The 25250-nt window shown below is 69.1% G+C and carries 33 protein-coding genes; 16 read left to right on the top strand and 17 right to left on the bottom strand.

The features are described 5' to 3' along the window. Positions 1-2 precede the first annotated feature (2 nt). The 8 genes from ASD79_RS13325 to ASD79_RS13290 are packed head-to-tail and all read right to left on the bottom strand — an operon-like array spanning position 3 to position 8203. A complete protein-coding gene (locus ASD79_RS13325) occupies positions 3-806 on the bottom strand; it encodes a hypothetical protein (protein ID WP_056722374.1) in 804 nt (267 codons plus the stop codon). A gap of 3 nt (positions 807-809) precedes the next feature. Beyond that, positions 810-1271: a phage tail protein gene (locus ASD79_RS13320; protein ID WP_056722373.1), complete on the bottom strand. Its 462-nt coding sequence runs from the start codon at positions 1269-1271 to the stop codon at positions 810-812. Further along, positions 1271-4030, bottom strand: coding sequence for a phage tail sheath C-terminal domain-containing protein (locus ASD79_RS13315; protein WP_056722370.1), 2760 nt, complete (start codon positions 4028-4030; stop codon positions 1271-1273). Before ASD79_RS13315 ends, ASD79_RS13320 begins: the two co-directional genes overlap by 1 nt. 4 nt (positions 4031-4034) lie before the next feature. Further along, positions 4035-4487, bottom strand: a complete 453-nt coding sequence (locus ASD79_RS13310; RefSeq protein ID WP_056722368.1) for a phage tail protein — start codon at positions 4485-4487, stop codon at positions 4035-4037. A gap of 11 nt (positions 4488-4498) precedes the next feature. Continuing rightward, positions 4499-6361 (bottom strand): phage tail sheath subtilisin-like domain-containing protein, encoded by a 1863-nt coding sequence (locus ASD79_RS13305; protein WP_056722367.1) that lies wholly within the window; start codon positions 6359-6361, stop codon positions 4499-4501. Positions 6362-6380: 19 nt separating this feature from the next. Further along, positions 6381-7286, bottom strand: coding sequence for a hypothetical protein (locus tag ASD79_RS13300; protein WP_056722364.1), 906 nt, complete (start codon positions 7284-7286; stop codon positions 6381-6383). Next, positions 7283-7867 (bottom strand): DUF4255 domain-containing protein, encoded by a 585-nt coding sequence (locus ASD79_RS13295; protein ID WP_056722362.1) that lies wholly within the window; start codon positions 7865-7867, stop codon positions 7283-7285. The genes ASD79_RS13300 and ASD79_RS13295 overlap by 4 nt, the downstream gene beginning before the upstream one ends. A gap of 3 nt (positions 7868-7870) precedes the next feature. Further along, positions 7871-8203 (bottom strand): hypothetical protein, encoded by a 333-nt coding sequence (locus ASD79_RS13290; RefSeq protein WP_056722360.1) that lies wholly within the window; start codon positions 8201-8203, stop codon positions 7871-7873. Between the two features lie 616 nt (positions 8204-8819). Between ASD79_RS13290 and ASD79_RS13285 the strand changes: the two genes are divergently transcribed. After that, positions 8820-9461, top strand: coding sequence for a response regulator transcription factor (locus ASD79_RS13285; protein WP_235524440.1), 642 nt, complete (start codon positions 8820-8822; stop codon positions 9459-9461). 44 nt (positions 9462-9505) lie between these two features. Here the strand turns inward: ASD79_RS13285 and ASD79_RS13280 are convergent, their stop codons facing one another. Genes ASD79_RS13280 through ASD79_RS13260 form a run of 5 tightly spaced genes read right to left on the bottom strand, consistent with a single transcriptional unit; the run spans position 9506 to position 11446 of the window. Continuing rightward, positions 9506-9934 carry a DUF1801 domain-containing protein gene (locus ASD79_RS13280; protein ID WP_056722642.1) on the bottom strand — a complete coding sequence of 143 codons (429 nt, stop codon included), beginning with the start codon at positions 9932-9934 and terminating at the stop codon, positions 9506-9508. Between the two features lie 23 nt (positions 9935-9957). Continuing rightward, the gene (locus ASD79_RS13275) at positions 9958-10401 is read right to left on the bottom strand and encodes a DUF1801 domain-containing protein (RefSeq protein ID WP_056722356.1); all 444 of its coding nucleotides are present in this window, start codon (positions 10399-10401) and stop codon (positions 9958-9960) included. A 5-nt stretch (positions 10402-10406) separates the two neighbouring features. Next, a complete protein-coding gene (locus tag ASD79_RS13270) occupies positions 10407-10637 on the bottom strand; it encodes a hypothetical protein (RefSeq protein WP_056722353.1) in 231 nt (76 codons plus the stop codon). Between the two features lie 57 nt (positions 10638-10694). Then, on the bottom strand, positions 10695-11126 hold the full coding sequence (locus tag ASD79_RS13265) for an SRPBCC domain-containing protein (protein WP_056722351.1): 432 nt from the start codon (positions 11124-11126) through the stop codon (positions 10695-10697). Beyond that, positions 11123-11446: a helix-turn-helix transcriptional regulator gene (locus ASD79_RS13260; RefSeq protein WP_056722349.1), complete on the bottom strand. Its 324-nt coding sequence runs from the start codon at positions 11444-11446 to the stop codon at positions 11123-11125. The genes ASD79_RS13265 and ASD79_RS13260 overlap by 4 nt, the downstream gene beginning before the upstream one ends. A gap of 274 nt (positions 11447-11720) precedes the next feature. Here ASD79_RS13260 and ASD79_RS13255 point away from each other — a divergent pair, with 274 nt between their 5' ends. After that, positions 11721-12314: a 2'-5' RNA ligase family protein gene (locus ASD79_RS13255; protein WP_235524439.1), complete on the top strand. Its 594-nt coding sequence runs from the start codon at positions 11721-11723 to the stop codon at positions 12312-12314. A 142-nt stretch (positions 12315-12456) separates the two neighbouring features. Here the strand turns inward: ASD79_RS13255 and ASD79_RS13250 are convergent, their stop codons facing one another. Then, positions 12457-13836, bottom strand: a complete 1380-nt coding sequence (locus ASD79_RS13250) for a PLP-dependent aminotransferase family protein (protein WP_056722344.1) — start codon at positions 13834-13836, stop codon at positions 12457-12459. A gap of 78 nt (positions 13837-13914) precedes the next feature. Here ASD79_RS13250 and ASD79_RS13245 point away from each other — a divergent pair, with 78 nt between their 5' ends. Further along, on the top strand, positions 13915-14295 hold the full coding sequence (locus ASD79_RS13245; protein WP_056722342.1) for a DUF983 domain-containing protein: 381 nt from the start codon (positions 13915-13917) through the stop codon (positions 14293-14295). Between the two features lie 34 nt (positions 14296-14329). Here ASD79_RS13245 and manD read toward each other — a convergent pair whose 3' ends face one another. After that, positions 14330-15541 carry a D-mannonate dehydratase ManD gene (manD, locus tag ASD79_RS13240; protein ID WP_056722340.1) on the bottom strand — a complete coding sequence of 404 codons (1212 nt, stop codon included), beginning with the start codon at positions 15539-15541 and terminating at the stop codon, positions 14330-14332. A gap of 554 nt (positions 15542-16095) precedes the next feature. On the opposite strand from manD, the gene uidA reads away from it, so the two are divergent. The 3 genes from uidA (at position 16096) to tet (ending at position 19483) form a co-directional block, all read left to right on the top strand. Then, positions 16096-18042, top strand: a complete 1947-nt coding sequence (gene uidA / locus ASD79_RS13235; protein WP_056722338.1) for a beta-glucuronidase — start codon at positions 16096-16098, stop codon at positions 18040-18042. A gap of 5 nt (positions 18043-18047) precedes the next feature. Continuing rightward, entirely contained in the window at positions 18048-18224 is a 177-nt protein-coding gene (locus ASD79_RS24615) for a hypothetical protein (protein ID WP_200952301.1), read from the top strand. A gap of 62 nt (positions 18225-18286) precedes the next feature. Beyond that, positions 18287-19483: a Tet(A)/Tet(B)/Tet(C) family tetracycline efflux MFS transporter gene (gene tet / locus ASD79_RS13230; RefSeq protein WP_056722337.1), complete on the top strand. Its 1197-nt coding sequence runs from the start codon at positions 18287-18289 to the stop codon at positions 19481-19483. Here the strand turns inward: tet and ASD79_RS13225 are convergent. Together ASD79_RS13225 and ASD79_RS13220 are read right to left on the bottom strand one after the other, a co-directional pair. Next, on the bottom strand, positions 19480-19761 hold the full coding sequence (locus ASD79_RS13225; RefSeq protein ID WP_056722335.1) for a hypothetical protein: 282 nt from the start codon (positions 19759-19761) through the stop codon (positions 19480-19482). The two genes, tet and ASD79_RS13225, sit on opposite strands and share 4 nt — an antisense overlap. 11 nt (positions 19762-19772) lie before the next feature. Beyond that, positions 19773-20519 carry a thioredoxin family protein gene (locus ASD79_RS13220; protein ID WP_056722333.1) on the bottom strand — a complete coding sequence of 249 codons (747 nt, stop codon included), beginning with the start codon at positions 20517-20519 and terminating at the stop codon, positions 19773-19775. Positions 20520-20597: 78 nt separating this feature from the next. Here ASD79_RS13220 and ASD79_RS13215 point away from each other — a divergent pair, with 78 nt between their 5' ends. The 10 genes from ASD79_RS13215 (at position 20598) to ASD79_RS13170 (ending at position 25186) form a co-directional block, all read left to right on the top strand. Next, the gene (locus ASD79_RS13215; protein WP_056722331.1) at positions 20598-21044 is read left to right on the top strand and encodes a MarR family winged helix-turn-helix transcriptional regulator; all 447 of its coding nucleotides are present in this window, start codon (positions 20598-20600) and stop codon (positions 21042-21044) included. 116 nt (positions 21045-21160) lie between these two features. After that, positions 21161-21511 (top strand): ArsC family reductase, encoded by a 351-nt coding sequence (locus ASD79_RS13210; RefSeq protein ID WP_056722329.1) that lies wholly within the window; start codon positions 21161-21163, stop codon positions 21509-21511. Continuing rightward, the gene (locus tag ASD79_RS13205) at positions 21508-22182 is read left to right on the top strand and encodes an HAD hydrolase-like protein (RefSeq protein ID WP_056722326.1); all 675 of its coding nucleotides are present in this window, start codon (positions 21508-21510) and stop codon (positions 22180-22182) included. The genes ASD79_RS13210 and ASD79_RS13205 overlap by 4 nt, the downstream gene beginning before the upstream one ends. A gap of 48 nt (positions 22183-22230) precedes the next feature. Further along, positions 22231-22413 carry a hypothetical protein gene (locus tag ASD79_RS13200; protein WP_056722324.1) on the top strand — a complete coding sequence of 61 codons (183 nt, stop codon included), beginning with the start codon at positions 22231-22233 and terminating at the stop codon, positions 22411-22413. 45 nt (positions 22414-22458) lie between these two features. Beyond that, a complete protein-coding gene (locus ASD79_RS13195) occupies positions 22459-22887 on the top strand; it encodes a hypothetical protein (RefSeq protein ID WP_056722322.1) in 429 nt (142 codons plus the stop codon). Next, positions 22887-23402: an RNA polymerase sigma factor gene (locus ASD79_RS13190; RefSeq protein WP_056722320.1), complete on the top strand. Its 516-nt coding sequence runs from the start codon at positions 22887-22889 to the stop codon at positions 23400-23402. The genes ASD79_RS13195 and ASD79_RS13190 overlap by 1 nt, the downstream gene beginning before the upstream one ends. Then, complete coding sequence (locus tag ASD79_RS13185) at positions 23399-23698, top strand: hypothetical protein (RefSeq protein ID WP_056722319.1); 300 nt, start codon at positions 23399-23401, stop codon at positions 23696-23698. The genes ASD79_RS13190 and ASD79_RS13185 overlap by 4 nt, the downstream gene beginning before the upstream one ends. Positions 23699-23807: 109 nt before the next feature. After that, a complete protein-coding gene (locus ASD79_RS13180; RefSeq protein WP_056722317.1) occupies positions 23808-24200 on the top strand; it encodes a DUF6249 domain-containing protein in 393 nt (130 codons plus the stop codon). A 31-nt stretch (positions 24201-24231) separates the two neighbouring features. Continuing rightward, a complete protein-coding gene (locus ASD79_RS13175) occupies positions 24232-24816 on the top strand; it encodes an RNA polymerase sigma factor (protein ID WP_056722314.1) in 585 nt (194 codons plus the stop codon). Further along, on the top strand, positions 24809-25186 hold the full coding sequence (locus ASD79_RS13170; RefSeq protein ID WP_056722313.1) for a hypothetical protein: 378 nt from the start codon (positions 24809-24811) through the stop codon (positions 25184-25186). Before ASD79_RS13175 ends, ASD79_RS13170 begins: the two co-directional genes overlap by 8 nt. Positions 25187-25250 lie beyond the last annotated feature (64 nt).

The following is a 25250-nucleotide window of genomic DNA, read 5'->3' as shown; positions in this document are numbered from 1 at the left end:
CGTCAGTCGAACGCCAGCGTCGCGCCGACGCTGATGCGGGGTGAGGGAAGGGAGGGGGCGGAGACCGCGGCGCCGAAGCCGGCGCCGGCCTTGACGTCCAGGTCGATCAGTTGACCCGGCGACAGGCGCAGCGGGTCCTCGATGCCGTTGGCCGAGGCGATCGCCTGCCAACCCCCGCCCAGGCCGCCGCCCACGCTGGCGCTGAAGCCGAAACCACCCTTGCCGCCGGCCCCGGCCATCGACTGCAGGGAGTCGCCGGCCTTGGCGCTGTTCAGCGGCTTGTGACCGGGCCGGGCGGGGACCTTGCCCTCGCCCTCGAACTTGGCCTCCAGGATCTTCTGCTGGCTGAGCGTCAGGGTCAGGTTGGCCCGCAGCGGCTTGCCGTCGGGCGAGAAGTATTCCAGCGACTCCTCCAGCCCCTCGACCATGCCGTCGAACAGGAACGAGCCCCAGATGAAGCGCACGCCCGGCGGGGCCAGCTTGGTGGCGTCGCCCTCGGCCGGGGCCGGGGTCATGAAATAGATGACCTTCTGGGTCAGCCGACGGACGTCGTCGACGGCGTCCTCGGTCATGGCGGTGACGTCGAACCACAGGGTCAGGGCCAGCTTGGTGGTGCCGGCTCCGACGAACTGCCGACCGGAATTGCCCGCCGCCTGGTCGCCGCCCTGGGGCTGGACGATCTGGTTGGCGAAGGTGACCTTGAGGGTTTCGGGATTGAACTGCACGGCCACGCGCTGGCCGCCGTCCTTTTCGCTCTGGAAATCCTGCTTCAGCTCGATCAGCTGCGCCTTGACCAGCTCACCCATGGCTCAGCCCTTCCCCGGTATGAGGACGAGGGACTCGTAGGCGATGTGCAGCTCCTCGACGGCGACCGCGCCGTCCTTGGCCGACAGGGCCGGGGCCTTCATCTTGATCGGCACGCAGCGGGCCAGGCGGAAGCGGGCCCGCTCGGCCTGGCCGTCCTCGCCCAGCATCACCACCTCGGCGTCGGCCCGCAGGCCGGGATCGACGATGCTGTCGCTGAACCATTTCCAGAGGTCGAAATTGGCGGTCATGCCGCGCTTGAGCACCAGGTTGGCGTAGGCGGCCGGACCGTTCAGCCGGATCTGGCGGTCGTTGGCGCCACCCTCGCGGATGGTCTTGACCTCCATGCTCATGTCCAGGCCGTCGCAGTCGGAAAAGGCCGCCGCCACCAGCGCGCCGCCGTCCTGGCCGCGATTGATCTCGACCGAGAAGTTGAAGGTCGTGAACGGGTACGCAGCGGCGGCCATCAGGTCTCCTCCGAGAAGGTGAAGCGCTCGCCGACCTGGCGCAGGCGGACGGTCAGGAAGCGCAGCGGCGCGGCGGGGGCGACGGCGATCTCGACCAGCAGCCGTCCGGCGAAGCGGTCGGCGGGGCTGGGATCGACGGTGACCCGAAAGCTCTCGGCCGGGGTGGCGCCGGCGAAGGCGCCCTTGTGGAACAGGGTCTCCAGCATCTGGCTGAAGCCGCGTTCGACGGCGCGGCGCAGGACATCGCCGTTCGGTTCGAAGACGTAGGACGCGCCCCGCCGCACGGCCAGGCGACGGATCAGGCTGAACAGGCGGCGCGTCGGGATCGACCGCCATTCCGTCTCGTCCGACAGGGTGTCCGCGTCGAGCACCAGGAACCCGCGCGGCTCTCGGCGGATCAGGTTGATCCGGGCCGTATCGAGCGCCAGGCGATCGGCGGGGTCGATCAGCGGGTCGAGGCCGACGATGTCGCGCAGGGGTTCGTTGGCGGGAGCGACCCAGGCGCCGCGTGCGTTGGCGCGGGCGGCCAGGACGCCGGCCGCGACGCCGTCGGGCGGGCAGGCGGCCAGGCGCGGCTTGCCGTCGGCCGCCCGGGTCGGCGTCGATGACAGCACCCAGGGATGGTGCAGCGCGCCGTAGGACAGGGCGCGACGCTCGCCGTCGCTCAGGCCGTCGCCGGGCTGGGACGGATCGCGCCGAGCTGTCAGACGGCCGGCATGGGCCACGGCCTGGGCGGCGCGGTCGTCGCGCGGCAGGGACAGCACGGCGAACAGTTCGCCGCTGGCGGCGGCCAGTCGTAGCAGGGCGCGGTGGACACTCAGGAGAGCCTCGCGGGCGTCTTCGCCAAAGGGCGCGGCCAGCCAGGCGTCGGCGCGCACCGCCACGGCGATCGCGGCTGGGACGCTGGAGGTGTCGCCCACCCTCGCGGTCAGCCGGTAGTAGAAGACGCCCTCGCGGTCGGCGTCGAGGGTGTGCGACAGGGCGGTCCCGCGCCAGATTTCGACGGCGTCGGAGAGGTCGGCGCGCGTGGCCTGCTCCAGGATATAGAGCGCCGCCGGATCGGCCGTGGTCCAGGTCAGGCTCAGCGGGCCCGGCGGGATCGCGCCGACCGGACCTTGCAGCGCCGGCGTGGCGACGACGAAGCTGTCGCGATCGAGGAAGTTGGCGAAGTCGGGTCCCTCGACCTGGGCGCCGGCCGGCGCCGTGGTGCAGGCGCCGCGGTGGCTGAACCAGTGGGGCGGCGGCTTGAAGGCGGCCGGGGTCGGCGGTGGGACGACTTCGTCGGGGCGCCGTTCCCAACGCGGCTGGACGGCGTCCGGCGCGGCCACCAGGCTGGCCTCGTTCCATTCGCGGCCTTCGCCGACCCCCAGGGCGCCGTGGACGCCGAACAGCCGCTCGCCGTCGATTTCGCGGATTCGTTCGGCTTCGGTCGCCAGGGTGGCGACCGTCAGGTCGGCCAGGCGGGGGTCGAGGAACAGCTCGGCGTCCTGGCGCGAAAGGCCGTCGCGTTCGAGGGCGGTCCCGGCCATGGAGAGCGGACCCAGGGCGTCGCCGAACGTCGCCTCCAGTCCCAAGGGCAGCCATGCGGTCGGAGGGGCCAGCACGTCATCATCCGAAGCGCTCAGCGGTGGACGGCCGGAAACCGCGTCGCGCGGCCGGGCATAGAACCGGTCGTCGTCCAGATGGGTCCACCAGGCGCCCGGATGGTCCGGCGTCAGGCCGATCTCCGTCAGGACAGTCGGCGAGGCGCCGCTCTCGATACGCAGGTCGAGGGCCAGGCGGGCCAGCAGAACAGGGCCTGGCGCGGGAGCGATCGGACCCAGGGCGCGCCAGGCGGGGCCCTCGACCACCGTCTCGCCGCCAGCCGCCGCGCCGCGCGCGGTGTCGATCCGCAGCCAGACCTGATGGCCGGCGTGGGCCCAGCGCGCCCAGCGTCCTGGTCGCAGGCCTTGGGGCGCGGGCGCGGTGAAGGTCAGGCGCGCCAGGGCGGCGGGCGCCAGGCTGGCCGCGCCGGGGACCTCGTCGTCACCGGGCAGGTCGGCGGCGCCGAGACCGCCGACGTCGGCCACGTCCACCCGCGCGAACCGGCCGCGCCACGAGGCGTGGGCTAGGCCGTCGACGAGGCTGTCGACATGGGCGTAGGCGCGATGGGTAAAGCCGGGGTCGGCCAGTTCGACCAGGTCGCCGACCCGGCAGCCCTGGGCCGGGAAGCGCGCGCCGTCGTCGTCCCACGCCAGGTCCTGGGAGGCCAGGCCGGTGCGGTTCAACCGCGTCGAGACCCGCAGGCCGTCGGAGCCGGCGCCCAGTCCGCGCGCCTGGGCCTGGGCGGCTTCGAAGGTTCCGCCGGTGGTCGCCGACACCAGGCCGGGCAGGACGAAGCGGCCGCGCCTGGCGACGTCGCGCTTCTGGGGTTCGCCCAATGCGCTCGGAGCCACGCCGCGCCAGCGCGCCTCCAGGTCCTCGGTCCGGGCCACGCGGATCACCCAGCAGCGCCGGCCGCCATTGGCGAAGAAGCCGCGCACCGTCGGGGCCAGGGCCGCGATCACCCGCTCGCCCCGCGTCACGTCCCAACCCAGCGGCGCATCGCCGCCGAACACCGCCTCGAATGCCGCCACGCCGTCGACCGCCACGGGGCGGTGGACGGGCCCGTTGGCCGCGAAGCCGACGAACACCGCGATGTCCATGCGCGGCGGCTGGTCGGGCCGTGGCGGCGGCGCGGCGTCGAAGCTGACGCCCGGGAGGAGGCCGGGACCGTACATGCGGCTATTCCATCTCCAGCCGCTCGTAGGCCAGGACCAGTTCCTCCATCGCCACGTCGGTGCCCTTGGCGTTGAAGGGGCCACTGGTGTGCTTCATCGGGCGCGCGCGCAGCAGCTTCCAGGTCTGGACGATCTCGCTGTGGTCTTCGTTCTGCAGCTGCACGGTGACGGTGCGCAGGCCGGCCTGGTCGCCGTTGCGGATCTGATCCAGCCATTTGTAGAGGTTGAGTTTGCCGATCACGCCCCGCTTCAGGGTGACGTCGGTCGACTTGTTCATCCCGGTGATCTTCTGGACGGAGTTCTCCTTGGAATTACCGTTGCGGTACTCCGAGACGGTGACCTCCATGCCCACGCCGCTCACCTCCTGGAAGCCGGCGCCGGGCCCCTCGGTGACCCCGTCGCCGAGGTCGACCAGGAAGTTGAACTGCACATACGGACGCTCGCGTTCTACGGCCATGACGGCTCCCCTTAGATCTTGCGGTCGGCCGTCCACTGGCCGATGCGGAAGATGACGAATTCAGCGGGACGCAGGGGGGCGACGCCGATCAGACAGACCAGCCGCCCGTTATCGAGGTCGTTCTGGGTCATGGTCGAACGGTCGCATTTGACGAAGAACGAGCGCTCGGGCTTGTCGCCGAGCAGGGCGCCGTTCTGCCATTCGTTGAGGAGGAAATCCTCGAGGGTGCGGCGCACATTGGCCCACAGCTGTGGGCCGTTCGGCTCGAACACCGCCCACTGCGTGCCCTTGTCGATCGAGCGCTCCAGATAGGCGAAGTAGCGCCGCAGGTTGACGTACTTCCATTCGGGGTCGGAGCTGATCGTCCGGGCGCCCCACAACCGCATCCCGCGCCCCTCGAAGAAGCGGAAGCAGTTGATCCCCTCGGGGTTCAGCACCTCCTGCTGGGACTTGTTGAGCAGCTTCTCGAAGCCGATGGCCAGGTTGACCACCTCGTTGGCCGGGGCCTTGTAGACCGCGCGCTCGATGTCGTTGCGGGCGTAGATGCCGGCCACGTGGCCCGACGGCGGGACGTTGATCTCCTCCTGGCTCAGGGGGTCGATCACCCGCACCCATGGATAGTAGAGGGCGGCGTGGCTGGAATCGAACAGCGCCCGCATCTCGCGGACTTCCGAGATCGTCTGGTCCTTGACGCTGTCGAGCACGGCGATCCGGTAGCGCATGCGCTCGGCGTGGATGATCAGCTGGGAGAGGATGCCCTGGGTCTGGCTGTCATAGATCGCCGTGGAGCCCGGGGCGGCGACGATCGAGATGTCCTCGATGTCCTCGAACTGCTTAAGCCCGGTCTTGCGGTCGGTCGTGCCGTCGACCTCGCCCGCGTAATGGCTCGCGAACGGGCGCAGACCGTCGCCACCGCCGCGCAGATTGACCACCAGGCTGCGCCGGGCGGGCGGGCTGTCGTCGTCCAGCAGGTTGCCCTCGATGCCGAGGTCCGGCGGACTGCCGACCGGGCTGGCGACGACATAGGCGTCGATGAAGTCCTGCAGGATCGCCAGGCCGTCGGGAGCTCCCGTCGAGATGACGATCGGAATAGTGCGCGACCGCGACAGGCTGGCCGGCTGGGCGGCGAAATAGGCGAACACCGAGTCCGGCGCCCCGCCGCGGCGGTGCTTGGGGTCGAGCGCCAGGTCGGCGGCGACGAAGACCGGCATGTCGCGGCCGGTCGGCTCGACCGTCACGGTGACCGTCAGGGTACGGACGGCCGTCGTCGTCGGGTCGAGGTCGGCCAGTTCCAGCGTCGCCGCTTCGAGGTCATCGTCGGTGTTGTTGAACCGCCAGGTCCGCGCCGCTTCGTCCCACAGCGCCAGGTGGAAGGCGTCGATCGATCCGCCGATATAGACGAGATCGCGATCGATGGTCGAGCGCAGGGCGGGGCCGTCCGGGGTGTCGGCCAGAACGTTCTGGCCCAGGCGGAAGGTGAAGGTCACCCGCGCGTCGCCGGCCCGTCCTGGGAACCGGGCGCGGACCGTGACGGGCGGCGTCTCGCTGACCGCGGGCTCGGCGTAGCCCGTGCCGCTGTCGCCGGGCCGGAAGGTCCGGCTGACATAGAGCCGCTTGCCGCCCTCCTCGAAGAAGGCGCGCGCCCCGTGCCAGAGGTAGTTGTCGATCGGGGCGCCGTTCCAGATCAGCCGTTCCTTGCCGCCATAGACGCGCTCGAACTCGACGAGGCTGGTGATGATCTCCGGCTCGATGTCGAGCGGCCCGTAGCGGGCGGGACCGATCAGACCGGTGGTCGTCGTGCTGACGCCCTCGATCGATTTGGCGCGGAAGGAGACCTCCTCCACATAGACGCCAGGGGCTAGATATTCGGGCATCGACGGTCTCCTCGCGGGGTCAATTCGAGGTCAGGAAGAGGCTGGACGACGGCCCTTCGGCCGTCTCCAAAGTGCGTAGGGTCAGCGGGCGTCCGTAGGTCAGGGGCTGGACGCCCAGCGGCTCGGGCGGCGAAAGGGTCGAGGCCAGCGGCGTCACCGGATGGTCCAGTTGGGCCAGGATGTCGGCCAGGTCAGGCGGCTCCGGTGGCCCGTCGGCGCCGGGCGGCGAGCCGCCGACGACCGGCTGGTGATAGGCGTCCAGCGTCAGGTCCCAGCGGAAGTCGGCCATGGCCGGCGGCGAGGTGAACAGGGTGGGTCTTGGTCGCGCGGGCCAGGGGAAGAACAGTGCGGCGCGGCCGGTCGCGTCGGCCAGGCCCAGGCCCCGGGTGACCCCGTCGATCCGCGCGGCGACCAGGGCCCAGGCGGCCGGGCGGCCGGTCGTCAGGTCGGCGAGTTCGGCGTGGATCTCGACAATGGGCGGGGCGACGCGGCGGGCCGGGGCCGAGAACAACGGAATGCGGCCGGTCAGGACACCGACGGGCGAACCGTCGTCGAGCAGCGGCGCGGGCGGCGAGGCGGGCAGGGCGGACCAGCCGGCCCAGTCGTACAGGCCCTTCGCCGGCAGGTCGGCGTCGAAGGCCAGAGGCAGGAAGCGCCCGAGCGGATCGCGCACCTCGACGCGGAACGGTCGGGCCAGGGCGCTCCAGTCGTCGGCCGTCAGGGCCGCGTCGGTGAAGCCCGGCAGGCGGCCGCTCCAGATCCCGACCCGGTTGGGCGTCAGGGTCCGGCGCGCGAAGGGTGATCGGCGATCGTGGACCGTGACGTCGAGATGGTCGCCGATCCAGGCTCCGGTCGCCATGTCCTGGAACACCAGGCCCAGCGGCGCGGGGTAGCTGATCTTCTCAAGTACGGCGAAGCCGGTCATCGCAGCACCGCCATGTCGAAGTCGCGCACCTGGACCGGCGGACCGCCGTCGAGCTCGATGTCGGAGTCGAGCAGGACCATGCGCACCACGTAGTTGACGGACGGCGGAAGCTTCTTGAGCCGGTCCCACAGGGTCAGCTGGTCGGCCAGGCTCAACGGGTCGCAGACCACGTCGACGGCCTCTTCCGGGCGGAAGGTGTCGTCCTCGGCCACATACTGGTTGAGCTGGGCCGCCGACAGCGGACCGGCGTCCTCCAGGGCCCGCATCGCCCAGCCCAGCATCCGCTGCTGGCGCTCGGTGTCGTCTGCCCAGGCGGTGATCATGTAATAGAGGTCGAGCGGCAGCGAGGCGCGATAGCGCCGCCCGTCGGGCGTCCGCCTCGGCGGCAGGGCGCGGAGGCTGGCGTTGATCCCCACCCGCCACAGGAAGACCGAAAAACCGTCGCCCATCGGGCTTTCGAAGCTCTTGGCCTGGTAGAGCGAGACCTCCAGGGACGAGCCGAAGTCGTCGCGCGGATAGCGGTCGCGAAGCAGCCCGGCGATGGCGGCGCTGGCGGCGGCGATGGCGCGGGTGTTGGCCATGTCCTAGTCCGCCTCGCGCGCGGCGGCGCGGACCGCGGCCACCAGGCGCTCGCCCGACAGCTCGCCCAGGGCCACCCGTTCGGGATGCAGGCGGTAGAGGCTGCCGGTGCGGCCGCCGTCGTCGATCGCCAGGATCCGCAACCGGCCCAGGGCGGTGACGTCCGAGATCGGATCGACGGATTGCCGGCTATGCGACTTGCGGACGATCACGACATCGGCCGCCGCGCGCCGGGCCGCGCCGATCCAGTCGTCGGTGGTCGGAGCCTTGGCCACGACCAGCATGTCGCTCTGCTCGGACACAAGGTCGTCGATGATGTCGGTCAACATCGTGGGCATGCTCGCGAGAAGGATACGGATCTTGGTCACAGACCCCTCGGCCTCTTTTGCGGAACGCTAGGCGGTCGTCCGGGGGGCGGGAATGAACCGAGCGGGCAAAAACCGGTCTAGGCGCGGCATGGACCGGACGGTCTGGCGTCACGGCTAAGCTTGCGGTTGTCCTTCGCCCGTTACTGGCGGGTTCGAGCGGCGACCGTTGAGCGTTCGAGAGCGGTTTTGACCCATGGGCATGGACCAAATGGTCCATATTCGGTCCAGGCCAAGGGGCTGAACGGCATGAACTTTGTCGAAATCCACACCGAACATGGGTTTTCGAAATGAGCGGCGTCAGCTAAACTACTACCATCGGTCGTATGGTTAAAAATGCGATACGGGGCGTTTGGACGGGATGTCCGTGCGGAGCGAAGGGGTTGGCGCTGGGGGCGCCGATGCCGGCAGGCCGTTTATTCGCGGACATCGTGGTCCAGGTCGGTCGCCGGGACCGACGCAGCCTGAACAGTGCGCTTGTGGACGACATGCTGCATGGCGCGCCGCCGCGCGCCCGGGACAGGCAAGGGTGAACCAGATGATCGAGACGGGCGAAGCGGCCCACGGATCACCAGGGCGGGACACGGCCGTGAGCCGCGCGGAGACCTGGCCCCGCGTGCTCATCATCAGCGACGTGCGGCTCTATCGCGAGGGCCTGGCTCTCAGCCTGGCGCGTGGCGGCGCCCTGGAGGTGGTTGGCGCGACCAGCAGCGCCGACGCCATCGAGAGCACGGAAGCACTCTGTCCCGACGCCGTCCTGCTGGACGGTTCGCTGCCGAACGGCCTGGCCCTGTCGCGGGCGATCCTGCGTGGCGCGCCTTCGACCCGCATCGTCGGTTTCGGCATCGACGGCGACGAGCATGGGGTGCTGGCCTGCGCCGAGGCGGGGCTCTCGGCCTTCGTCTGGCGGGAGGGCACCACGGCCGAGCTGGCCGCGGCCGTCGGACACGCGATGCGGGGCGAGCTGCCCTGTTCGCCCCGCATCGCGGGCATGTTGTTCAACCGGCTGGGCTGTCTGGCCGGTGACCGCGATCCCGCGCGCGGCGAGCCGTCGCTATTGACCCGGCGCGAGCAGCAGATCGCCGAGTTGATCGCCCAGGGGCTGTCGAACAAGGAAGTCGCCATGCAGCTCCGGATCGGCGCGGCGACGGTCAAGAACCATGTCCACAACATCCTCGAGAAGCTGAAGATCAAGCGCCGGGCGGCCATCACCGCCTATCTGCGGGGCTAGCGGCGCGAGACCATGCTTGCCGTCGTGGACGCTGCTCAAGCGCCCTATGGCTTCTTCCGGGATCGGGCCGGGCGAGCGGTGTTCAGCGCCACCGCGGCGCGGACGAGCGCCTTCAACGCCTCCTCGTCGATCTTGTCGCCCTCATGGAAATCGATGGCGCGCCGGGTGTTCCCTTCGAGGCTGGAATTGAACAGGCCCGCGGGGTCCTCCAGCGCGGCGCCCTTGGCGAAGGTCATCTTCACGGCGTCCTTATAGGTTTCGCCGGTCGTGACGATTCCCGCGTGCGACCACACCGGAACCCCTCTCCATTTCAACTCCTCGACCACGTCGGGGTCGGCCTGCCGGATGAGGGCTCGAATCCGGGCGAGCGTCTCACCCCGCCAATCGCCCAGCGCTTCGATTTTCGCGTCGATCAGCTGAGAGGGAGGTCCCCCTTCGGTTCCTTCCGTCTCGCCGTTGTCCATCTTCCTCATGATCGTCTCCTCGCGCTGGCCGCTCACATGCGTTCGCCGGGCAACTGGCTGGCTTGCTTCACCCAGTCGACGAGCTGGGCTTCGTCGAGCGGGTCGTTCTCGTGGATGTGGAAGTAACGTACGTCCTTCTGCTTGGACGCGCCGGAGGGGACAGGATTCAGCGCCGCGCCGCGAAAGAAAGCCACCTTGACGTATTTCGTGAAGACATGGACGCCCAGGAACCAGCCCTGTCCCTCGATCCCGTACAGCGGCGAGTTCCATTTGACCGCCTTGCGCACGCCGGGGACGGTGCGCGCGATGAGCGCGTCGAGGCGGCGCCCGACGCCGCTTTTCCAGCCCGGCATGGCCGCGATGTAGGCCTGGACGGGGGCGTCGCCATCACCCTTGGCGATCTGGGGATTGCCGCCCGAGAGGAGGGGCGGCTTGGCGACGCCCTTCGCCGAGGTCTTGGATGTCGTGCCGGCCATTGCGTTCACGCCTGTTCGCCGGCGCGGCGGCGCGCGACGCCCCACCTGGCGACATGGGGCAGCGCGAACAGGTACAGGCCGCTGAGCAGGAGCAAGATGAGCGGGATCAGCGCCAAAAGGCCCAACCAGGCGGCGGGTTGTCCCCGCGTCATGGCGACGATGTAGAGGGTGACGCCCGCCGTGAAGGCCATGGACAGCCAGCGATGGATCTGTCGAATCCAGTTGTTCCAGTTCAAGGGGACCTCCTCTGAAGACGAGACGACGCGGATAGGGCGAACCGTGGGGCGACGGCCTTAGTCCGCCCGCGCCAGGACCTGATCCAGGTTCGCGAAGAACTGCCGCCAGCCGCTCTTGGCGCCGCCGAAGGCCTGCTTCTGATCCGGCCGGAAGCCCGACTGCTCCATGCGCAGGTGCGTGCCCGCGGCCGTTGGGGTGAGCGTGAAGGTCACCACGCTCTTCAGATCATAGGCCGCGTCATCGTGCTTGAAATTCCAGGTGTAGGACAACGTCCTGTTCGGTTCGACGGCGAGGACTTCGCAGTCCAGCACGCCGCCCCAGTCGCCGCGAAGATTGAAGCTGTGGCCCACGACGGGCTTGAAGTCGTTCTTCATCAGCCACTCCTCGATCAGGTGCGGCTGGGTGAGCGCGCGCCAGAGTTTTTCCGCCGGATGGGAAATCTCCCGTTCGACCACGACGGAGAGCGTTTCGGTTGCGGGGTTGTTCATTGGTCCATCCTTCTGAGGAGATCTTCGAGGTCGTCGAACCGGCTCTGCCAGAACCCCGCCATCTGGCTGGTCCAGTCGACCAGCGGGGTCAGGGCGCCCAGTTGCGCGCTATAGTGGGTGTGGCGACCTTCGTGGCGGTCGCGCACCAGCCCGGCTTGTTTCAGGATCCCGAGATGCTTTGAAACGACCGGCTGCGAGACTCCGGCCCGGGCCGTCAGGGCCCCGACCGTCTTCTCGCCTTCACGGCACAGACGTTCGAAGAGGGCCCGTCGGGTCGGGTCGGCGAGTGTTCTGAAGAGCACGTCGTGCGCGGTCGACATTTGGAATCCATACCCTTTGGGCTATGGGTTATCGTATAGCCATTGGGGTATGTGTTAGTCAAGCGGGAACATCGAATGGTGCGATTGGCCCCGTCCTGAGCGGACTTTCCTGAATTTTCCATGTCTCGATGGCTATGCACTATCGCAGGCGGTCATGCGGGTCGTGGCGATGTGGCGACGCGCATATTGCGGCTATCGGCGAAGGCCCGCGCCATGCGACTTTGCGGGCCGGTCCCGAAACAGGGTGCGGGGCCGCCGCGTCCTGGCGCGGACGATGAACTCCACGCAAGAGGCCCGAGTGTCCGACCAGTTTTCTCTCTTCGCGCCGGCCCCGGTCACCGACCGGCTGTTCTTCGCGATCTTTCCGGACCCCGCGACCGCCGCCGTCGTCGCGCGTCATGCCGAGCGTCTGCGGACCTTGCACCAGCTAAGCGGCCGGCCGCTGGCGGCGGAGCGTTTCCACGTCACCCTGCATCACCTGGGCGACCACGCCGGCTTGCGGCGCGACGTCGTGGCGATGGCGACCCAGGCGGCGGAGGCCGTCTCGACCCCGTCGTTCGACGTCACCTTCGACCGGGCGGGCAGTTTCCACAACGGCGGCAACAACCCGTTCGTCCTGCAGGGCGGCGAGGGGCTCGAGGCCCTGCGGGCCTTCCAGCGCGATCTGGGCCTGGCCATGGCGCGGGCGGGGGGCGCCCGCCTGGTGGACAAGGCCTTCACCCCGCACGTCACGATGCTCTACGACCGCCAACTGGTCGCCGGGCAGCCCCTTGAACCGGTGACCTGGCGGGTGGGCGGCTTCAGTCTGATCCACAGCCTGCTCGGCCGGACCGAGCATGTGCCGCTGGCCCGCTGGTCGCTGCGTTGAGGCGTCGTTGGCTGCCGGAGCGTGCGTTTCGGCCGCGCTGATCGTTCAAGTTGAACCAATCGGCGGCTGGCGCATTGTCTAGCTGTATCCCCCTCTATTCCCACTTGCCCCGGAGCGGTCACGTTCCGGGGCTTTTGTTTGGTCAGACGACCACGCGGGGCGGCGCGTCGCTGGTCAGCAGGGTCGCGACCTTGCTCAGGGCGTCGCGCAGCAGCGCCTGGCTGGCGGGGCCGCCCAGGGAAATCCGCAGGCCGTTGGGGTGTTCAGGGCCGGCGGCGAAGGCGTCGGCGGCGACCAGCGACAGGCCGCGGGCGGCGGCCTGGCCATGCACGCGCCCGGCGTCCCACCCGGCGGGCAGGTCGAGCCAGACGTGGATGGCTTCCGGCGCGCCCCGGGCCATCGGCAGGATTTCGGCGGCCAGGGCCCGGCGCGCCCGGGCTTCCAGCCTCACCCCGTTCAGCAGGCGCTCGGCCGCGCCGTCGCGAATCCAGCGCGTGGCGACGGCGGTGGTCAGGGGGGAGCCCATCAGGGCCGTGGCGCGCAGGCTGGCGGTCACCTGCGCGGCCATCGATCCGGTCGGCGCGACCAGGAAGGCGGTTCGCAGGCCCGGCGACAGGGTCTTGGACAGGGTGGCGATATGGAACGCGCGGGCCGGCGCCAGGGCGGCCAGGGCCGGAAGCGGGGTGTCGAACAGCCGGCTGTAGGGGTCGTCCTCGATCAGCCAGGTTCCGCTGCCTTCGGCGACCGCCGCTACGTCACGCCGTCGCGCCAGGCCCATGGTCGTGGCCACCGGGTTGCGGGTGGTCGGGACGACGTAGATCGCCGCCGGGCATTGCTCGGCGCACAGCCTGGCCAGGGCTTCGGGGACGAACCCGTCGTCATCGACGGGGCAGGCGACCAGCCGCAGGTCCAGCCGCCGGGCCAGGGCGGTCAGGCCGGGGTAGGTGAGGGGCTCGACGACGAGGCTGGCGCCGGGGCGGGCGAGGGTGGTCAGCACGGCGGTCAGGGCCGATTGCGCGCCAGGACAGACCACGAGGCGCTCGGCCGCCACCTCGCCGACATAGGGCGCCAGCCAGGCCGCGCCGGCGGCGCGCTGGGCCGGCGTGCCGGGTCCGGCGTGATAGGCCATCAGGGTGGCGACGTCGGTGCGGTCGAGGATGGCCGCGGTGGTCTCCTTCAGCAGGGTGGCCAGCGACACGCCCCGCGGCGGTGGCGGCAGGTTCATGCTCAGGTCGACCAGCCCGGCCTCGTCGTCGGCGGCGCGGCGCACGAAGGTGCCGCGCCCGACCGCCCCCTCGACCAGGCCCCGGGCGCGGGCCGCGCCATAGGCCCGGGTGACCGTGGTGAAGTCGACGCCCAACTGGCCGGCGACCGCGCGCTGCGGCGGCAGTTGGTCGCCGGGCTGCAACTCGCCGTCGCGGATCGCTGCCTCCAAGGCCTCGGCCAGGGCCAGATAGATCGGCTGGCCGCCGTTTCGCGCGACGCGCCTGAGCCAACCGGTGGTGGGACGATCGCGGGTCATGGTTGCGTCTCCATGATCAAATGCATACATTCTATCAGAAATGTATGCAATAAAGTCGATATTGTATGGAGTGATCCGATGATCACCGCCTTCAACGCCCCTTCCAGCCTGCGCTCGGGCCTGCTCTGCCGCTGTCCGCGTTGCGGCGAGGGCAAGCTCTACAACGGCTTCCTGAAACTGGCGAAGCGCTGCGACCGCTGCGATCTGGACTATGGCTTCGCCGATCCGGCCGATGGTCCGGCCTTCTTCGTGATGACCGGCGTCGGGATCCTGGTGATCACCGTCTGGGCCTGGGCCGTGGTGGCCCACCAGCCGCCGCTCTGGGTGCAGTTCGCGACGGTGTTTCCGGCGCTGCTGGCCGGATGCCTGGGCTCGCTGCGGCCGGTCAAGGCCTGGCTGGTGGCCGAGCAGTACATCCACAAGGCCAGCGAGGGCGGGGCCTCGAGCGTGCAGAAATAGGGCGCGCGCGGCGCGATGAGCCGCGCGCCGTCGCCTACCAGTTGAACAGGGTGCCGTCCTCGAGGCGGTTCACGGGCAGGCTGGCGGGCTTGTAGGGGAACTGGGCGGCGAGGGCCTCGTCGATGTCGACGCCGTGGCCGGGGGTCTCGCCGGGGTGCAGCTCGCCGTCCTTGAACGTGTAGGCGTGGGGGAAGACCGCGTCGGTTTCCGGCGTGTGGCGCATATATTCCTGGATGCCGAAATTGGGGACCCAGAGGTCGAAGTGCAGGGCCGCGCCCATGCAGACCGGCGACAGGTCGGTGGCCCCGTGGAAGCCGGTCTTGACGTTGTTGATCTCGGCCAGGCCGGCGATGCGCTTGAGGTGGGAGATCCCGCCGGCGTGGACGATGGTGGTGCGGATGTAGTCGATCAGCTGTTCCTCGATCAGCTGCTTGCAGTCCCAGATCGAGCTGAACACCTCGCCGACCGCCAGGGGGGTGGTGGTGTGCTGGCGGATCAGCCGGAAGCTGGCCTGGTTCTCGGCCGGGGTGACGTCCTCCAGCCAGAACGGGCGGTAGGGCTCCAGGTCCTTGCCCAGGCGGGCGGCCTCGATCGGGGTCAGGCGGTGGTGACTGTCGTGCAGCAGGTGGACGTCCCAGCCCAGGGCGTCGCGGGCCGCCTCGAACAGCTTGGGCACGGTGGGCAGGTACTTGGAGGTCGACCAGACGTTCTCGGTGGGGATGGCGGCGTCGGCCGGCTCGTAGAACAGCTTGTCCTTGGAGACCCCGTAGGTGCTGGGGAGGCCGGGGACGCCGGTCTGCAGGCGGATGGCCTTGTAGCCCATGGCCTTGTACTTGACCGCCTCGGCGATGGTGTCCGCGATGGTGGCGCCGTTGGCGTGGCCGTAGACCATCACCCCGGTGCGGCTGGCCCCGCCCAGCAGCTGGTAGAGCGGCAGGCCGGCGATCTTGGCCTTGATGTCCCACAGGGCCACGTCGACGGCGGCGATGGCCGACATCGTCACCGGGCCGCGCCGCCAGTAGGCGCCCTTGTAGAGGAACTGCCAGATGTCCTCGATGGCGTGGGCGTCGCGGCCGATCAGGCAGGGGACCACATGTTCTTGCAGATAGGCCACCACCGCCAGCTCGCGGCCGTTCAGGGTGGCGTCGCCGATGCCGTAGACCCCGTCCTCGGTGGTGATCTTCAGGGTGACGAAGTTGCGCCCCGGACAGGTGACGATGACCTTGGCGTCGGTGATTTTCGGCATTCGGGCGTTCCGTGAAGCAGACTGGCGCGGTCGCCGCTTCCGTTTGTTCCCGCGAGTGCGGGATGGCCCGACTCTTTTAAGAGAAGGTCTTGAAAGTGGCCTGGCCAATTGCGTCGGTTCTGGGTGCGGTGTCAAGCGTGTTGGCCAGGGCGCATGGCGTGTCGTCAGGCTTCGATTTGTCGCGATTTCCTTGAATTCGTTAAAGGCAACGCAGCTTTCGCAAGGGTTCGCTCCCATTTCGGAAACCGTGTCGTCGATTTTCACCGGAAGGCCGGGAGATCCCTTGAAAGTGGCCAGACCACTTGTTAGCTTGCGCTCCGCATCGGCGCCAGAACGGCGCCAACCCGTACGGCGCCTTCGCAGCTAGGCCGTCACCGAGCTGCAGCCGCTCGCGATTTCCACCGCCATGCGGGCGTGCGGTTGTCGGCTTCCTACTAGGGCTTGCTCCCCAGTCCCTAGACGGCGGGCCTTTGGGTTCGCCGCTTTTCTTGACCCAGGCCCCGCGGGATTCGCCGCTAGGCTGAGTTCAGATTTCAGAGCGCATGAGGCCCACGATGTCGGACAATTCGCGAAACGATGACGGTCAAACCCGGCGTGGCCTGGTCACGCGCAGAAGCGCCGTCGGCATCGCGAGCGGCATGGCCCTGGCCGGCGTGATGGCCGGCGCCGGTCAGGCTGTCGCCCAGACCGGCAAGCTGGCCCCGCGCTCGGGTTTGCCCAGCCTGCTCTATCCGCATGAAAGCGCCACCCGCTCGACCAAGAGCCTGGCCGCGACATGGCGCTTCCGCAGCGACCCCAAGGACGTCGGCGAAGGCGAAGGCTGGCAGAAAGGCCTGCGTGACTTCCGCCTCATCCCGGTGCCCGGCAGTTGGAACGAGGTCTTTGACGACGTGCGCAACTATGTCGGCTCGGCCTGGTACGAGACCGACTTCCGGATCGACAAGGGCTGGGCCGGCCAGCGCATCCATCTGCGCTTCGGCTCGGTCAACTACACCGCCAAGGTCTGGCTGAACGGCAAGGAACTGGGCGGCCACGTCGGCGGCCACCTGCCGTTCGCCTTCGACGTCACCGACGCCGTGTCGATGGACGGCGACAACGTGCTGACCGTGCTGGTCGAGAACAAGATCCGCCTGGACCGCGTGCCGGCGACGCCGGACACCGCGCGCTGGCACATGCACACCGTGCACTTCCCGCAGACCGCCTACGACTTTTTCCCCTTTGCCGGCGTCCATCGCCCGGTGCTGTTGTTCACGACGCCCGACGTCCACCTGCACGACGTGACGGTGAAGACCAGCCTCGACGGCAAGGTTCAGGTCGACCTGGAAGCCAGCGCCGCCTGGTCGGGCCTGGCCACGGTGACGATCGCCGATGACAAGGGCGCGCAAAAGGTCAGCGCCACCCTGACCGGCGGCAAGGGCGGGACGACCGTTGCCCTGAAGGCCCCGCGGCTCTGGAGCCCGGAGGACCCGCACCTCTACACCCTGACTGTCCGGCTGGAGAACGCGGCCGCGCCCGACGAATACGCGCTGAAGATCGGCGTACGCACCATCGAGGCCAGGAACGAGCGGCTGCTGCTGAACGGCAAGCCGGTGTTCCTGCGCGGCTTCGGCAAGCACGAGGATTTCGCGGTCCACGGCCGCGGCCTGGACGTGGCCACGATCGTCCGCGACTTCGAGCTGCTGAAATGGCTGGGCGGCAACAGCTTCCGCACCTCGCACTACCCCTACAGCGAAGAAGCGATGATGCTGGCCGACGAATACGGCCTGCTGGTCATCGACGAGACCCCGGCCGTCAGCCTGGTGTTCGCCGATCCGCCCGAGATCCAGCAGGCGCGGTTCAGTCAGCTCAAGCAGGACATCGTCGACCTGGTGCGGCGCGACAAGAACCATCCCTGCGTGATCATGTGGTCGCTGGCCAATGAGCCGCTGGTCAAGCCCTTCCACACCACCGACCCCGAGCCGCCCGGCGGCAACGAGACGGGCCTGACGTTCTTCAGTCCTCTGTTCGACCTGACCCGCCAGCTGGACGCCACGCGGCCGGTGACGATCGTCAGCGTGCAGGGCGGCTCCTCGGACTGGCAGGCCCTGGGCGATGTGATCTGCACCAACTCCTACCAGGGCTGGTATTCGCTGTCGGGCCAGTTGGACCGGGCCGAGGAGGCGCTGAAGTCCGACGTCGCCAAGCTGCACGCCCGCCACCCGGGCAAGCCGATCATGTTCACTGAGTTCGGCGCCGACGCCGTGGCCGGCATGCATTCCCAGCCGCCCGAGATGTGGACCGAGGAATACCAGGCCGACATGGTCGAGATGTATATCCGGGTGCTGGAGGCCTTTCCGTACATCTTCGGAACCCACCCCTGGGCCTTCGCCGATTTCCGCACTTCGCAGAGCATCATGCGGGTCGGGGCCCTGAACCACAAAGGCGTCTTCACCCGCGACCGTCGACCCAAGCTGGCCGCCCATCGCGTCCGCCAGCTGTGGAGCAAGCCCGCCAAGGCTTGACCCGCATGACCGAGCCGAGCGCCGATCCCCGCAAGCTGCGCCAGCAGATCGCCAATGCGATCGCCGTCTCGATCCGGGTGATCGACAACCTGCTGACCGTGGTCGAGGCCGACGCCATCGAGGAAGCCCGGCTGCGGATGGAGGCCCGCCGCAACGAGGTGGCGCGGCGGGCGCTGGTCTAGCGCCCCGCGAGGCCACTGTTCCGATCGCGCGCGACCTCCTAGAAGGCGGGCGTGAGGTGAGCATGAAGAAGGCGTTGGGCGTCATACTGACCACGGTGGCGCTGGACGCGATGGGCGTGGGCCTGGTCCTGCCCATCATCCCGCGCCTGCTGCGCGAGGTCGGGCACACCAGCGAACTGGGCTGGCGGTTCGGGGCGTTCCTGGCGCTCTACGCCCTGATGCAGTTCGTCTGTGCGCCGGTGCTGGGTGCGCTCAGCGATCGGTTCGGCCGGCGGCCGGTGCTGCTGGTCTCGCTGGGTGGCGCGGCCATCGACTATTTGTTCCTGGCTCTGGCCCCGTCGTTCTGGTGGCTGTTCGCCGGTCGGGCGATCGCCGGCATGACCGGAGCCAGCGGCGCGGTGGCCTCGGCCTACATCGCCGACATCACGCCCGGCGATCAACTGACCCGACAGTTCGGCTACATGAGCGCCTGTTTCGGTCTCGGCTTCATCGCGGGGCCGGTGATCGGCGGGCTGCTGGGCGACGTCTGGGTACGGGCGCCGTTCCTGGCGGCGGCGGCGCTGAACGGCCTGAACTTCCTGGTGGCGCTGCTGGTCCTGCCGGAATCGCACAAGGGGCGAGGCGGGAAGGTCGAGGTCTCGACCTTCAATCCGTTGGGGCCGCTGCGCTGGGCCTTGGCTTTTCCGGCGCTGCTGCCGCTGCTGGCGACCTTCCTCGTCCTGGCCGTGGTCGGCGACATCGGCGGCACGGTCTGGGTGCTCTATGGCGAGGACAAATTCGCCTGGAACGGTCTGATGATCGGGATTTCCCTGGCCGGATTCGGTCTGTTCCATGCCCTGGCCCAGGCCTTCGTCGCCGGGCCAGTCAGCGAGCGCTGGGGCGAGCGGCGCGCCCTGGCCATCGGCATCGTCGCCGACACGCTGGCCTATGTGGCGATCGCTTTCGTCACCCGGGGCTGGATGGCCTTCCTGTTGTTCCCGGTGTTCTGCCTGGGCGGAATCGGCGGGCCGGCCCTGCAGTCGCTGCTGTCGTTCCGGGCCGGCGAGGCGCATCAGGGGCGCCTGCAGGGCGTGCTGGCCAGCATGACCGGCGTGTCGTCGGTGATCGCCCCGCTGCTGATCAGCCAGGTCTACTTCGCGTCGCGCGGAGCCTTCCCGGGCCTGGTCTGGCTAGGCGGCGCGGCGCTCTATCTGCTTTGCCTGCCGGTGTTCTTCAGCCGCGCCCTGCGCCGCGCGCCGGACAAGGTGGTCGAGGTCTAACCCGTCCTGGCGGCCGTCCGGGCGGCCTGGCTGACGGTCGAAGCCATCTTGGGCGCTCCGACGCATAGGGGCGCGGCGAGGATCTCGGCCGTGACCGAGCGGTCGTGGCTTCGCGCCCGCTCGCGGTAGTGGTCCAGATGGTAGGGCGCCAGGACCGCGAGGGCCGTGGCCACGGCGCCGGCGATCACGGCGACCGGCCAGGCGCCGATCAGCGTCCTGAGGCCTCGCGCCGAGACTCCCGTGAGCAGGGCCAGCAGCCCCAGGACGCAGCACAGCATGGCCGGCGCGCCTAGGCCGGGACCTTCTCGGCGTGGCAGGCCTTGGCCGGCGTGGCGTCCTCGTATTCGTCGTGGCGACGCATCCAGTCCATGATTCCGGCCTCGTTGCGGCCCAGCGGCGCGCGGTCGAGGATCATGTAGGTCCCGATCAGTTCCTCGCTGCCTCGGCCATAGCTGGAATAGGTGTGGAACACCTGGCCGGCCTCGTCCTTGTAGAAGGCGCTGAGGCCCGGCAGCTCGCCCGGCTGGTTGTCGCCCTCGACTGGCTCGAAATTGTAGGTCGCGGTCCCGGCGGCCAGCGCCTCGGGCGTGAACGAGACATGGTAATCGTGGTTGAAGTCGCCGCCGAACGACGACACCCATGGAAAGCGCCAGCCCATGCGGGCCTTGTAGGCCTCGATCCTGTCCAGCGGCGCGCGCGACACCGCCAGCAGCGTCACGTCATGATGGTTCAGGTGGGGCAGGGTCCCGTCCAGGTGGTCGGCCAGGAACGAGCAACCCGGGCAGCCGGCCTCCCATTCGGGCGGCAGCATGAAGTGGTAGACCATCAGCTGGTTGCGGCCGTCGAACAGCTCGGCCAGGGTCTGGCGGCCGCGCGGCGTGTCGAACGTGTAGGTCTTGTCGACCTTGACCCAGGGCAGGGCCATCCGCTCGGCGGTATTTCTGTCGCGCAGCTGGGTTTCTTCCTTTTCATGGATGAGCAGCGCCTTGCGGGCCTGCAGCCATTCCTCGCGTGACGCGACCTTGTGGTCTTGCATCGATCTTCTCCCTCGGGATGAAGCCCGCCCAGCCGATCCGGCCTTGACATATTATGTTGATATCAACATAATTTTGCGGTGTCAAAGCCCCGGGAAGTCCCGTTCGAAACCACCCTTCATGTCCGTGACTCGTGCCTTTGCCTGCATGTGCAGCGCGCGGCGCGGGCCCTGGCGCGGCGGTTCGACGAGGCCCTGCGGCCGGTAGGAATCTCCAGCGGCCAGTTTTCGTTGCTGATGTCGCTGAACCGGCCGAAGCCGCCGACCATCGGCGCGGTTTCCAGCCTGCTGGCCATGGATCGCACGACCCTGACGGCTAACCTGAAGCCGCTGGAACGCCGAGGCCTGGTGGCGGTGAGCGTCGATCCCGACGACCGGCGCGGTCGGCTTCTGACCCTGACGCCGGCCGGCCTGGCGTTGCTGGCCAGGGCCGTGCCGATCTGGACGCAGAGCCATGCGGCGGTCGAGCGGAGGCTGCCGGGCGCCGACCCCGAGGCGCTGCGAACGGCCTTGCGCGCCCTGTCCTGAACCGTTCGACGTGACGTTGCGGGCGGCGAGCCCGCCCTTTTTCCGTTTTGCCCGACGGCGTGCGAACTCTACGGTGGTCAGAATAGAGAATCTGACCGCGCACGGAGCAATCACGCGTGACGACCACGATCTACGGCATCAAGGCCTGCGACACGATGAAGAAGGCGCGGGATTGGCTGGACGGTCATGGGGTCGCCTATGGCTTCCACGACTACAAGGCCGTGGGAATCGATCGTGCGCGGCTGGAGGGCTGGAGCCGCGCCGTGGGCTGGGAGACGCTGCTCAACCGCTCGGGCACGACCTTCCGCAAGCTGCCCGACGCCGACAAGCAGGGCCTGGACGAGGCCAAGGCCATCGCTCTGATGCTGGCCCAGCCGTCGATGATCAAGCGTCCGGTGCTCGATCTGGGCGACCGGCTGCTGGTGGGGTTCAAGCCCGACCAGTACCAACGGGCCATGGGCAAATGAACGCCCGGCCCGCGCCAGACGGCATCGACCTGGTCATCTTCGACTTCGACGGCACCCTGGCCGACAGCACCGCCTGGGCGATCCGCGCCGTGCGGCCGCTGGCCGAGCGTTTCAAGTTCAAGGCGGTGACCGAGGACGAGATCGCCATGCTGCGCGGCCGCACCAGCCGCGAGATCATCGCCTATCTGGGCCTGCCCCTGTGGAAGGTCCCGCTGGTCGCCGCCCACGGCAAGAAGATGATGGCCGCCGAGGCTCACGCCATCCCGTTGTTTTCCGGCACCGGCGACCTGCTGCGCGGTCTGTCGGCGGCGGGGCTGCGGCTGGCGATCGTCAGTTCCAACTCGGAGGCGACGATCCGCGCCATCCTGGGTCCCGACCTGGCCAGCCTGGTCGATCACTACGGCTGCGGCGCGGCGATCTTCGGCAAGGCCGCCAAGTTCCGGGCCGTGGTCAAGGCGGCGCGGATCGCCAAGGACCGGGTGCTGTGCATCGGCGACGAGACCCGCGACATCGAGGCGGCGCGCGAGGCGGGCCTGGCCTGCGGGGCGGTCGAATGGGGCTACGCCACGCGCCGCGCCCTGGCCGACCACGGACCGACGATGATGTTCTCGGCCATGGACGAAATTATTTCGCGGGTCGCCGCATCCAATCCCGGTCACGGCGCCGACTAGTCTTTTAGAAACGGTGCGAAGGCTCGCATCGATCTGGAGGCGAGACGGATGGAAGACCTGGTTTCCGACTATTGGTGGCTGATCTTTCCCTTGAGCTGGATGGCGATCGGCGTCTTTCAGGGCTGGCTGAGATATCGCGCCCGCCGTGACGCCCTGGAAGTCCTCAAATCCTATGCCCAGGCCGGGCGGGAACCGCCGCCGGAGTTGGTGGCCAAGCTCGACGTCCGCTGACCCCCGCGATCACGGCGCGCCCGGCGCGCCTTGGAGACCAAGATCATGGAAGACCTGTTTCGATCGTTCTGGTGGCTGATCTTTCCCCTCAGCTGGTTCGTGGTCGGCGGCTATCGGAGCTGGCTGTCCTATCGCGCCAACCGCGACACCCTCGACCTGATCAAGACCTATGCCCAGGCCGGGCGCGAGCCGCCGCCCGAACTGCTGGCCAAGCTTAGCAAGCGCTGGAGCGACGGCGACGGCGACGACAATGACCACGACCACGACGACCTCCGGCCGCGCTACCGCCGTCGCCGCGAGCGCAGCTGGTATCAGGTGGTCCTGTTCGCGGGCCTGTGCGCTGGCTTCACCTACGGCGCGGCCACCGACCTCTACGAGGCCGGCCCGGCCTTCGTCATCGTCGCCTTCGTGATGGGCGCCCTGAGCCTGGCTTCCCTGGTGTCCGTGCTGCTGGAGCGGGGACCCAGGGTCTGATGGACGCATCGCTCGTCCGGGCCGCGCGGGCGGGATCTCAGCCCGCCTTCGCCCGGCTGCTGGCCGAGCACGAGCGGTCCCTGCGCGGTTTCCTGCGCAAGAGCGGTTTCGGCGACGCCGACGACATCGCTCAGGAAGCCTTTCTGGCGGCCTGGTCCAGCCTGGAGCGGTTGCGCGACGACGAGGGCTTTCGCGCCTGGCTGTTCGGTATCGCCTGGCGCAAGGCGCTGGACCACAACCGCGCCGCCCGGCGGGCCGCCCGCCGGGACGAGGCCTGGCGCGAGGATCAGGCCGACGCGGCGCCGCGCGAGGCCGCTCCGGCCGACCGCATGGCCCTGCGGACAGCGCTGGCCGACCTGGCCCCCGACCAGCGGGCCTGCGTCACGCTCTGCCTGGGGCAGGGCTGGTCGCACGGCGAGGCCGCCGAGACCCTGGGCCTGCCGCTGGGCACCGTGAAGTCGCATGTGGCCCGCGGACGTGAGAGATTGTTGGCCGTATTGGGAGACGCGTCATGACCCCCGAAGACCGTTTGGCCGCCTTTCTGTCCGAGGACGACGCCCCGCGACGCCCGGCCGTGGACACGCTGTTCGTCGCCGGGGTGATGCAGCGGGTGGCGCGCCGCGAACTGACCGCCGGTCTGGCGGCTAGCGCGGCGACGGCCCTGGCCGCCGGCGCGGTGCTCTGGGCCTGCGCCCCGGTGCTTGACCTGGCCGTCCACGGCCTGGCCCCGGCCCTGGCCCCGACCGCCGGACTGCTGGCCTTCGTGCTGGCCGCGACCCTGCTGGGCGGCCAGATGCTGGCCCGTCGCTAGCCTTACGAAAGTTTCATCTGGCTGGGCGCCTCCAAACGGCGCCGCTCAAGCCTCTTCCCTACAGAGGCCGGAAGCATCACGCTCCGCCAAACAACTGAGGGGATTCACAATGGAAGAGATTCTCGTTCCGATTGGCCTTTTCGCGATGATCGCGGCCATCGTCATCGTTCCGAACTACCTGCGGCTGCGCGAGCGTCGGGAAATGCAGGCGACCGTCCGCGCCGCCATCGACAAGGGACAACCGCTGCCGCCGGAACTGATCGAGGCGCTGTCGAAGGATTTCAGGTCGCGCAAGGTGTCTTCAGCCCATCGTGACCTGCGGATCGGCGTCATCCTGTTGGCTGTCGCGGGTGGGGTGGCGCTGACGGGCGTGGCCTTGGGCGGGATCAACGACAACGCGATGTTCGGCACCGTGAGCGGCGCCGCGATCCCCGGCATGATCGGCCTGGCCTTCGTCATTCTCAGCTTCTTCAACCCCAACAAGCGTCCGCCGCAAGACTGAGCGCGGACACGGGGAAGAGGGGACAAACATCATGGGCGTACGCCCACCCACAGGTCACGACGTCGAACTCGCCGCGCTGGCGGCGGCCGGCGATCGGCAAGCCTTCGGCGAGCTGGTGCGCCGCCATGGCTCGGCCGTGCGGGGCCTTCTGCGCCGGTTGGGGGCCGATTCGGCCACCGCCGACGACATCGCCCAGGACGCCTTCCTGGTCGGGTTCGAGCAGATCGCCGACTATCGGGGGGAGGGGGCCTTCGGCGGCTGGATCAAGAAGACCGCCGCGCGGCTCTATCTGCGCAAGGTCAAGCGCGACTCGCGGTTCGTGCTGACCGAGACCGCCGAGGACGCGGCGCCCGCGGCATCGGACGGTTCGGGCGCGGCCGCCGACCGGATGGACCTGGACGAGGCGCTCAAGGTGCTGTCGAAGGGCGAGCGCCTGTGCGTATCGCTTTGCTACGGGGCCGATTGGTCGCACGCCGAAGCGGCCGAGGCCTTGAACATCCCCCTTGGGACGGTCAAATCCCATGTCAAACGTGGTCTGGATAAACTCAGGGTCCGGATGGCGCCGCCGTCCGGAAGCGTATCGAACGACTCCGCGAGGAGGGAAAACCTTGGCTGACCTGGATTTCGAAGCCCAACTTTCGCGCCTCTACGGCCAACCACCGGTGTTTCGCGACGCTGAACTGTTCACCCAGCGGGTGACTCAGAAGCTCGATCGCGGCTGGGCGGTGCGTCGCGTGGTGATCGGCGCGACCGGCGTGGTCGCGGGTCTGGTGGTCGCGGCCCAGCTGATCGGCGGCCGGTTCGTGAGCGAGTTCTCGGCGGTGTCGCGCGACGGCGTCCAGAAGATGGACCTCGGCCTGGACAAGGTGGCGGCGCGTTACGACCAGCTGTTCACCCTGGGCGGCACGGAAACCCTGTGGCTGGCGGCGGGGCTGGCGGCGATCGCCCTGGCCTTCGCGGTGACCCGGCTGGTGGACGAGGTCTAGGGGCGCTTCGTCCGCTCATTCTTCGATCGTGTTGCGGCGTCGGGCGATCTGGCGGAAAACGACG

The organism is Caulobacter sp. Root655 (assembly GCF_001427665.1).
GTDB lineage: Bacteria > Pseudomonadota > Alphaproteobacteria > Caulobacterales > Caulobacteraceae > Caulobacter.
Note: the sequence above shows the minus strand (reverse complement) of the source record. Positions and strands in the feature narration are given on the sequence as shown.

Coding starts and splice junctions, on each gene's coding strand:
- ASD79_RS13325 (WP_056722374.1), bottom strand. CDS start 806: ATGGGTGAGCTGGTCAAGGCGCAGCTGATCGAGCTGAAGCAGGATTTC.
- ASD79_RS13320 (WP_056722373.1), bottom strand. CDS start 1,271: ATGGCCGCCGCTGCGTACCCGTTCACGACCTTCAACTTCTCGGTCGAG.
- ASD79_RS13315 (WP_056722370.1), bottom strand. CDS start 4,030: ATGTACGGTCCCGGCCTCCTCCCGGGCGTCAGCTTCGACGCCGCGCCG.
- ASD79_RS13310 (WP_056722368.1), bottom strand. CDS start 4,487: ATGGCCGTAGAACGCGAGCGTCCGTATGTGCAGTTCAACTTCCTGGTC.
- ASD79_RS13305 (WP_056722367.1), bottom strand. CDS start 6,361: ATGCCCGAATATCTAGCCCCTGGCGTCTATGTGGAGGAGGTCTCCTTC.
- ASD79_RS13300 (WP_056722364.1), bottom strand. CDS start 7,286: ATGACCGGCTTCGCCGTACTTGAGAAGATCAGCTACCCCGCGCCGCTG.
- ASD79_RS13295 (WP_056722362.1), bottom strand. CDS start 7,867: ATGGCCAACACCCGCGCCATCGCCGCCGCCAGCGCCGCCATCGCCGGG.
- ASD79_RS13290 (WP_056722360.1), bottom strand. CDS start 8,203: ATGCCCACGATGTTGACCGACATCATCGACGACCTTGTGTCCGAGCAG.
- ASD79_RS13280 (WP_056722642.1), bottom strand. CDS start 9,934: ATGAGGAAGATGGACAACGGCGAGACGGAAGGAACCGAAGGGGGACCT.
- ASD79_RS13275 (WP_056722356.1), bottom strand. CDS start 10,401: ATGGCCGGCACGACATCCAAGACCTCGGCGAAGGGCGTCGCCAAGCCG.
- ASD79_RS13265 (WP_056722351.1), bottom strand. CDS start 11,126: ATGAACAACCCCGCAACCGAAACGCTCTCCGTCGTGGTCGAACGGGAG.
- ASD79_RS13260 (WP_056722349.1), bottom strand. CDS start 11,446: ATGTCGACCGCGCACGACGTGCTCTTCAGAACACTCGCCGACCCGACC.
- ASD79_RS13255 (WP_235524439.1), top strand. CDS start 11,721: ATGAACTCCACGCAAGAGGCCCGAGTGTCCGACCAGTTTTCTCTCTTC.
- ASD79_RS13250 (WP_056722344.1), bottom strand. CDS start 13,836: ATGACCCGCGATCGTCCCACCACCGGTTGGCTCAGGCGCGTCGCGCGA.
- ASD79_RS13245 (WP_056722342.1), top strand. CDS start 13,915: ATGATCACCGCCTTCAACGCCCCTTCCAGCCTGCGCTCGGGCCTGCTC.
- manD (WP_056722340.1), bottom strand. CDS start 15,541: ATGCCGAAAATCACCGACGCCAAGGTCATCGTCACCTGTCCGGGGCGC.
- uidA (WP_056722338.1), top strand. CDS start 16,096: ATGTCGGACAATTCGCGAAACGATGACGGTCAAACCCGGCGTGGCCTG.
- ASD79_RS24615 (WP_200952301.1), top strand. CDS start 18,048: ATGACCGAGCCGAGCGCCGATCCCCGCAAGCTGCGCCAGCAGATCGCC.
- tet (WP_056722337.1), top strand. CDS start 18,287: ATGAAGAAGGCGTTGGGCGTCATACTGACCACGGTGGCGCTGGACGCG.
- ASD79_RS13225 (WP_056722335.1), bottom strand. CDS start 19,761: ATGCTGTGCTGCGTCCTGGGGCTGCTGGCCCTGCTCACGGGAGTCTCG.
- ASD79_RS13220 (WP_056722333.1), bottom strand. CDS start 20,519: ATGCAAGACCACAAGGTCGCGTCACGCGAGGAATGGCTGCAGGCCCGC.
- ASD79_RS13205 (WP_056722326.1), top strand. CDS start 21,508: ATGAACGCCCGGCCCGCGCCAGACGGCATCGACCTGGTCATCTTCGAC.
- ASD79_RS13200 (WP_056722324.1), top strand. CDS start 22,231: ATGGAAGACCTGGTTTCCGACTATTGGTGGCTGATCTTTCCCTTGAGC.
- ASD79_RS13195 (WP_056722322.1), top strand. CDS start 22,459: ATGGAAGACCTGTTTCGATCGTTCTGGTGGCTGATCTTTCCCCTCAGC.
- ASD79_RS13190 (WP_056722320.1), top strand. CDS start 22,887: ATGGACGCATCGCTCGTCCGGGCCGCGCGGGCGGGATCTCAGCCCGCC.
- ASD79_RS13185 (WP_056722319.1), top strand. CDS start 23,399: ATGACCCCCGAAGACCGTTTGGCCGCCTTTCTGTCCGAGGACGACGCC.
- ASD79_RS13180 (WP_056722317.1), top strand. CDS start 23,808: ATGGAAGAGATTCTCGTTCCGATTGGCCTTTTCGCGATGATCGCGGCC.
- ASD79_RS13175 (WP_056722314.1), top strand. CDS start 24,232: ATGGGCGTACGCCCACCCACAGGTCACGACGTCGAACTCGCCGCGCTG.